Here is a 7,199-nt window from a genome sequence, read left to right as displayed (position 1 = left end):
CGGATCCGCGTCGTATTGTCGAAGAGGTCACGCGCTTACTGCATGACGAAGAAGAGTATCAGGCGATGAGCCGTGCCCATAACCCGTACGGGGACGGGCAGGCTTGTGGACGTATTTTGCACGCACTTAAACACAATCGGGTAACGCTATGAGTTTTACTACCATCTCTGTTGTTGGTCTCGGCTATATCGGGCTGCCTACTGCGGCGGCCTTTGCCTCTCGTCAAAAGCAGGTTATTGGCGTAGATATCAACGCGCATGCGGTAGAAACCATCAACCGTGGCGAAATTCATATCGTGGAGCCCGATCTCGATCGTGTGGTGAAAAAGGCGGTGGACGGTGGCTTCCTGCGCGCCAGCACCACGCCGGTAGAAGCCGATGCGTACCTGATTGCGGTGCCTACGCCCTTTAAAGGCGATCATGAGCCTGACATGGTTTACGTCGAGGCGGCGGCAAAATCCATTGCGCCTGTGCTGAAGAAAGGAGCGTTGGTTATCCTTGAGTCCACTTCACCTGTTGGGGCAACCGAGCAGATGGCACAGTGGCTGGCCGAGGCGCGTCCCGATCTCAGCTTCCCCCAGCAGGCGGGCGACCAGGCCGATATCAACATCGCCTACTGCCCTGAGCGCGTACTGCCAGGCCAGGTGATGGTGGAACTGATTAAAAATGACCGCGTGATTGGCGGCATGACCCCAGTCTGCTCCGCGCGCGCCAGCGAGCTGTATAAGATCTTCCTTGAAGGCGAATGCGTGGTGACCAACTCCCGCACCGCCGAGATGTGCAAACTGACCGAAAACAGCTTCCGCGATGTTAACATTGCATTTGCGAATGAACTGTCGTTGATTTGCGCCGATCAGGGGATTAACGTCTGGGAACTTGTTCGCCTTGCCAATCGTCACCCACGCGTGAACATCCTTCAGCCGGGGCCGGGTGTGGGTGGGCACTGTATCGCTGTCGATCCGTGGTTTATCGTGGCGCAGAATCCGGAACAGGCGCGCCTGATTCGCACCGCGCGCGAAGTAAACGACCACAAACCGCACTGGGTTATCAACCAGGTGAAAGCCACGGTGGCGGATTGCCTCGCCGACAGCGGTAAACGTGCCAGTGAGCTGAAAATTGCCTGCTTTGGTCTGGCATTCAAACCGAATATTGACGATCTTCGCGAAAGCCCGGCAATGGAAATTGCCGAAACGATCGCAGCCTGGCACAGCGGTGAAACGCTGGTGGTTGAGCCGAATATTCATGCATTGCCGGCAAAACTTGCCGGTCACTGCACCCTTACCGCACTGGATGACGCGCTGGCGACGGCGGATGTGCTGGTGCTGCTGGTGGATCACAATGCGTTTAAAGCGGTCTCCGCTGATGCCGTGCGTCAGCAGTATATTGTTGATACTAAGGGCGTTTGGCGTTGATTACTCTCAACGGCGTGCTGGAGTCCCTTGAGTGGGAAAGCGTATTTTTTTCGCTCCCCTCAGCGATAGTGCATCTGCGCGATAACGCTCCTGCGTTGCAGGACGCAGACTTCAGCGCCTGGCAACGCGTACAGGCTAAGATCCCGGCGGACCGCGCCGATCTGCTGGACGCGCTCCAGCAGCACGGATTCCGGCTGGTCGAGGGCGAGGTTGATCTCACTGTTACCGTGGCCCGCCACGGCTCACCGGGCGCGGAAATTGCAACGGAGCAGGATATCCCCGCGCTGCGCAAGATGGCGGAGCTGGCTTTCGCTCAAAGCCGTTTCCGGGCGCCCTGGTATGCGCCCGATGACAGCGGCCGCTTTTATGCCCGGTGGATAGAGAATGCAGTTAAAGGCACGTTTGACCACGTCTGTCTGGTGTTCCGTACTGCCGGTGGGCAGATTCAGGGTTTTGTTTCGCTTCGCAGGCTCAACGAGCACGAGGCGCGCATCGGTTTGTTAGCCGGGCGCGGCATGGGCGAAAAACTCATGCAGGCGGCGCTGTACTGGGCGGAGCAACAACAGGTATCGACGCTGCGGGTCGCAACCCAGATGGGCAACACCGCTGCGCTTAAACGTTATATTGCGAGTGGTGCCAGCATTGACGCCACCGCCTACTGGTTATACAGGTGACAAGATGATTCCATTTAACGCGCCTCCCGTTGTGGGCACTGAACTTGATTACATGCAGTCGGCTATGGGCAGCGGCAAGCTCTGTGGCGACGGTGGTTTTACCCGTCGCTGCCAGCAGTGGATGGAGCAACGTTTTCACAGTGCCAAGGTGCTGCTGACGCCGTCCTGCACCGCATCGCTCGAAATGGCCGCGCTGCTGCTGGATATTCAGCCCGGCGATGAAGTGATCATGCCGAGCTACACCTTCGTCTCCACGGCGAACGCGTTTGTCCTGCGCGGGGCGAAAATCGTGTTTGTGGATATCCGTCCGGATACCATGAACATCAACGAAACGCTGATTGAAGCGGCGATCACCGACAAAACGCGGGCGATTGTTCCGGTGCATTACGCGGGCGTGGCCTGTGAAATGGACACCATCATGGCCATCGCCAAAAAGCACAACCTGTTCGTGGTGGAAGACGCCGCGCAGGGCGTGATGTCCACCTACAAAGGTCGCGCGCTGGGAACCATCGGTCATATCGGCTGCTTTAGCTTCCACGAAACCAAAAACTACACCGCAGGCGGCGAAGGCGGCGCGACGCTGATTAACGATCGTGCCCTTGTCGAGCGTGCGGAAGTGATCCGTGAAAAAGGGACCAACCGCAGCCAGTTCTTCCGCGGTCAGGTGGATAAATACACCTGGCGCGATATCGGCTCAAGCTACCTGATGGCGGACTTGCAGGCCGCGTATCTCTGGGCGCAGCTGGAAGCGGCAGAGCGAATCAATCTGCAACGCCTCTCCCTGTGGCAAACCTACTACGACGCGCTGGAGCCGCTGGCTAAAGCCGGACGTATTGAACTGCCGACTATTCCGGCAGACTGCATCCACAACGCCCACATGTTCTATATCAAGCTGCGCGATAACGACGATCGCAGCAAGCTGATTGCCTGGCTGAAGGAGGCGGAAATTATGGCGGTATTCCACTATATTCCGCTGCACTCCAGCCCGGCTGGCGAAGCCTTCGGGATATTTGCCGGTGAAGACCGCTACACCACCAAAGAGAGCGAACGTCTGCTCCGCCTGCCCCTGTTCTACAACCTCGCGCCGGTGAACCAGCGTACGGTGATCAATTCGCTTCTGAGTTATTTCGCCTGATATGTCTCTGGCAAAAGCGTCGGTGTGGACGGCAGCGTCCACGCTAGTAAAAATTGGCGCCGGGTTACTGGTCGTCAAGCTGCTGGCCGTCTCATTTGGTCCGTCAGGCGTTGGGCTGGCAGGGAACTTCCGCCAGCTGGTCACGGTGCTTGGCGTGCTGGCAGGTGCCGGGATATTCAATGGCGTCACCAAATACGTCGCGCAGCATCATGACGATGCCGAAAAGCTTCGCACGGTGGTGGGCACCTCCTCTGCTATGGTGCTGGGCTTCTCTACGTTGCTGGCCATCGTCTTTTTGCTGGTGGCGGCACCTGTTAGTCAGGGACTGTTCGGACACACGCACTATCAGGGACTGGTGCGCCTGGTGGCGTTCGTTCAGATGGGGATCGCCTGGGCGAACCTGCTGCTGGCGCTGATGAAAGGCTTCCGTGATGCCGCCGGGAATGCGCTGGCGCTGATCCTCGGCAGCATTATCGGCGTTATCGCCTACTACTTCTGCTATCGGCTGGGCGGCTATGAAGGCGCGCTGCTGGGGCTGGCGCTGGTGCCTGCGCTCGTTGTCGTTCCGGCAGCGTTTATGCTGATGCGCAGAGGCAATGTCCCGCTGAGTTACCTGAAACCGCAGTGGGACAAGATACTGGCGGGGCAGCTAGGAAAGTTTACCCTGATGGCGCTCATCACTTCGGTAACGCTTCCCGTGGCTTACGTGATGATGCGAAACCTGCTGGCAGCGCATTACAGCTGGGATGAAGTGGGGATCTGGCAGGGCGTAAGCAGCATTTCAGATGCTTACCTCCAATTTATTACGGCTTCCTTTAGCGTCTATTTGCTGCCAACCTTATCGCGCCTGACGTCCAGGCAGGATATTACCCGCGAGATTTTTCGCGCCCTGCGTTTCGTGTTGCCGGCCGTTGCGATCGCCAGCTTTACCGTCTGGTTACTGCGTGATTTCGCCATCTGGCTGCTGTTTTCAGCGAAGTTTACCGCCATGCGCGATCTGTTTGCCTGGCAACTGGTCGGCGATGTGCTGAAAGTGGGGGCATACGTTTTCGGCTATCTGGTGATTGCGAAGGCTTCGCTGCGGTTGTATATCCTGGCAGAGATCGGCCAGTTTGCGCTGCTAACGGCATTTTCTCACTGGCTGATCCCCACCCACGGTGCGCTGGGGGCGGCGCAGGCCTATATGGCAACTTATATCGTTTATTTCGCTGCCTGTTGCGGCGTATTTTTACTTTGGCGTAAACGCGCATGACTGCACTGATACACATACTGGGATCGGATATCCCGCATCATAACCAGACTGTTCTGCGGTTCTTCAACGATGAACTGGCATCCGGCACGCCCGATGCGCGTGAGTTTATGGTCGTTGGACGCGACAGCGGCCTGAGCGCGGCGTGTCCGGCATTGCATATCACCTTCTGGCCAGACAAAGCGGCGCTGACGAAGGCCGTGGTTGCTAAAGCCAAAGCGGATCGAAGCCAACGTTTCTTCTTCCATGGACAGTTCAATACCGGACTGTGGCTGGCGCTGTTAAGCGGCGGGATCAAACCTTCTCAGTTCAGCTGGCATATCTGGGGAGCGGATCTCTACGAAGTCTCCCGTGGCTGGAAGTTCCGACTTTTCTATCCGCTGCGTCGTCTGGCGCAGGCGCGCGTGGGCTGCGTTTTTGCTACCCGAGGCGATCTCAACTATTTTGCTAAACAGCACCCGAAGGTTCGCGGGGAGCTGCTCTATTTCCCGACCCGTATGGATCCGGCGCTGAACACCATGGCGAATGACACGGTTCGAGAGGGCAAGCTGACCATCCTGGTGGGGAATTCCGGCGATCGCAGTAACGAGCATGTCGCGGCGCTGAGGGCGGTGCATCAGCAGTTTGGCGACACGGTGAACGTGGTGGTGCCGATGGGCTATCCCGCCAATAACGACGCCTACATCGATGAAGTTCGCCAGCAGGGGCTTGCGCTGTTTAGCGCGGAAAACCTGCACATTCTCAGCGATAAGCTGGAATTTGATGACTATCTCGCGCTGCTGCGAAAATGCGATCTGGGCTATTTCATCTTTGCCCGTCAGCAGGGGATTGGCACGCTGTGTCTGCTGATTCAGGCGGGCGTACCCTGCGTGCTCAACCGCGAAAACCCGTTCTGGCAGGACATGGCCGAGCAGCATATTCCGGTGCTGTTTACCTCTGACACGCTTAATGTCGAGGTGGTACGGGAAGCGCAGCGTCAGCTCACGCTGGTGGATAAAAATAGCATCGACTTTTTCAGCCCGAACTACCTCACGCCGTGGCACCGCGCGCTGCGTATTGCTTCAGGAGACAACGCATGAGCCAGTTGCAGTTTAGCGGCTTGCTGGTGGTCTGGCTGCTGAGCACGCTGTTTATCGCCACGCTCACCTGGTTTGAATTCCGGCGGGTACGTTTTAACTTCAACGTATTCTTCTCGCTGCTGTTTTTGCTGACCTTTTTCTTTGGCTTCCCGCTGACCAGCATCCTCGTGTTCCGCTTTGATGTTGGCGTCGCGCCGCCGGAAATCTTGTTGCAGGCGCTGCTCTCTGCGACCTGCTTCTACGCGGTGTACTACGTCACTTATAAAACGCGCCTGCGCGCGGCAAAAGACACCACCCCCCGTCGTCCGCTGTTTACCATGAACCGGGTAGAAACCCATCTGACGTGGGTTATGCTGATGACTATCGCCCTCGTCAGCGTGGCGATTTTCTTCATGCATAACGGCTTTTTACTGTTTAAGTTGCAGTCCTATAGCCAGATTTTCTCCGCCGAAGTCTCCGGCGTCGCGCTCAAGCGTTTCTTCTATTTCTTTATCCCGGCGATGCTGGTGGTCTTTTTCCTGCGTCAGGACAGCAAAGCCTGGCTGTTCTTCCTGGTCAGCACCGTCGCATTTGGCATTCTGACCTACATGATCGTCGGCGGCACCCGCGCCAACATCATTATCGCCTTCGCGATTTTCCTGTTTATCGGCATTATTCGCGGCTGGATCTCGCTGTGGATGCTGGCGGCGGCAGGCGTCTTTGGCATTGTGGGGATGTTCTGGCTGGCGCTGAAGCGCTACGGGCTGAACGTGGCCGGCGACGAAGCGTTTTACACCTTCCTGTATCTGACGCGCGACACCTTCTCGCCGTGGGAAAACCTGGCATTACTGCTGCAAAACTACGACAAGATCGAATTCCAGGGGCTGGCGCCGATTGTTCGCGATTTCTATGTCTTTATACCGACGTGGCTGTGGCCCGATCGTCCCGGCATTGTCCTGAACACGGCGAACTACTTCACCTGGGAAGTGCTGAACAACCATTCGGGTCTGGCGATTTCCCCAACCCTGATTGGCTCGCTGGTAGTGATGGGCGGAACGTGGTTTATCCTGCCTGGCGCGATCGCGGTAGGGCTGATAATAAAATGGTTCGACTGGCTATATACGCTGGGTAACGAAGAGACCAACCGCTACAAAGCCGCTGTTTTGCACAGTTTCTGTTTCGGTGCCATTTTCAATATGATCGTTCTGGCGCGCGAGGGGCTGGATTCATTCGTCTCACGCGTGGTGTTCTTTATGGTCGTTTTCGGACTCTGTCTGCTGCTGGCAAAACTGCTGTACTGGTTGTTTGACAGTGCAGGGCTTGTGCACAGACGTGAGCCACAGGGCAGCACAACGCTGTCGCAAGTCTGAGTAGGGATTATCATGACGGATACAACTTCAGCCCCGCGTTATGCGCTGCGCGGGCTACAGCTGATTGGCTGGCGTGACATGCAGCATGCGCTGGATTTTCTGTTCGCGGACGGGCAGATGAAGTCGGGCACGCTGGTGGCCATCAACGCAGAAAAAATGCTGGCGGTTGAAGATAATGTGGAAGTGAAAAGCCTGATTGAAGCCGCGGAGTTTAAATACGCAGACGGTATTAGCGTGGTGCGTTCAATTCGTAAAAAGTTTCCAGACGCTAATGTGTCTCGCGTGGCGGGTGCTGACCTTTG

7 protein-coding genes and 1 pseudogene are annotated in these 7,199 nt (G+C 56.9%); all 8 read left to right on the top strand.

The genetic code is table 11. The features are described 5' to 3' along the window. Positions 1–152: UDP-N-acetylglucosamine 2-epimerase (locus tag ACOTX2_RS19700; protein ID WP_421625962.1), on the top strand; the 152-nt coding region annotated here is incomplete at its 5' end. Then, complete coding sequence (wecC, locus tag ACOTX2_RS19695) at positions 149–1,411, top strand: UDP-N-acetyl-D-mannosamine dehydrogenase (protein ID WP_023299034.1); 1,263 nt, start codon at positions 149–151, stop codon at positions 1,409–1,411. The genes ACOTX2_RS19700 and wecC, both read left to right, overlap by 4 nt. After that, positions 1,408–2,085, top strand: a complete 678-nt coding sequence (gene rffC / locus ACOTX2_RS19690) for a dTDP-4-amino-4,6-dideoxy-D-galactose acyltransferase (RefSeq protein ID WP_063148224.1) — start codon at positions 1,408–1,410, stop codon at positions 2,083–2,085. The genes wecC and rffC overlap by 4 nt, the downstream gene beginning before the upstream one ends. A 4-nt stretch (positions 2,086–2,089) precedes the next feature. Continuing rightward, positions 2,090–3,220 (top strand): dTDP-4-amino-4,6-dideoxygalactose transaminase, encoded by a 1,131-nt coding sequence (gene rffA, locus ACOTX2_RS19685; protein WP_063148225.1) that lies wholly within the window; start codon positions 2,090–2,092, stop codon positions 3,218–3,220. Between the two features lies 1 nt (position 3,221). Continuing rightward, positions 3,222–4,472: a lipid III flippase WzxE gene (gene wzxE / locus ACOTX2_RS19680; protein WP_063148226.1), complete on the top strand. Its 1,251-nt coding sequence runs from the start codon at positions 3,222–3,224 to the stop codon at positions 4,470–4,472. Continuing rightward, positions 4,469–5,548, top strand: coding sequence for a TDP-N-acetylfucosamine:lipid II N-acetylfucosaminyltransferase (locus ACOTX2_RS19675; RefSeq protein ID WP_038415039.1), 1,080 nt, complete (start codon positions 4,469–4,471; stop codon positions 5,546–5,548). Before wzxE ends, ACOTX2_RS19675 begins: the two co-directional genes overlap by 4 nt. Continuing rightward, complete coding sequence (gene wzyE / locus ACOTX2_RS19670) at positions 5,545–6,897, top strand: ECA oligosaccharide polymerase (protein WP_017693948.1); 1,353 nt, start codon at positions 5,545–5,547, stop codon at positions 6,895–6,897. Before ACOTX2_RS19675 ends, wzyE begins: the two co-directional genes overlap by 4 nt. Before the next feature lie 12 nt (positions 6,898–6,909). Next, positions 6,910–7,199 (top strand): annotated as a pseudogene (locus ACOTX2_RS19665) (lipopolysaccharide N-acetylmannosaminouronosyltransferase); the annotation flags it as partial.

This window comes from Enterobacter cloacae complex sp. IR5412, from assembly GCF_049237385.1.
Classification (GTDB): domain Bacteria; phylum Pseudomonadota; class Gammaproteobacteria; order Enterobacterales; family Enterobacteriaceae; genus Enterobacter; species Enterobacter intestinihominis.
The sequence above is the reverse complement of the archived record's forward strand: the minus strand, read 5'-3'. Positions and strand labels throughout refer to the sequence as shown.

Excerpts from the sequence above, each read along its gene's own strand:
- wzxE (WP_063148226.1), top strand. The coding sequence starts at position 3,222 with ATGTCTCTGGCAAAAGCGTCGGTGTGGACGGCAGCGTCCACGCTAGTA.
- rffA (WP_063148225.1), top strand. The coding sequence starts at position 2,090 with ATGATTCCATTTAACGCGCCTCCCGTTGTGGGCACTGAACTTGATTAC.
- ACOTX2_RS19675 (WP_038415039.1), top strand. The coding sequence starts at position 4,469 with ATGACTGCACTGATACACATACTGGGATCGGATATCCCGCATCATAAC.
- wzyE (WP_017693948.1), top strand. The coding sequence starts at position 5,545 with ATGAGCCAGTTGCAGTTTAGCGGCTTGCTGGTGGTCTGGCTGCTGAGC.
- wecC (WP_023299034.1), top strand. The coding sequence starts at position 149 with ATGAGTTTTACTACCATCTCTGTTGTTGGTCTCGGCTATATCGGGCTG.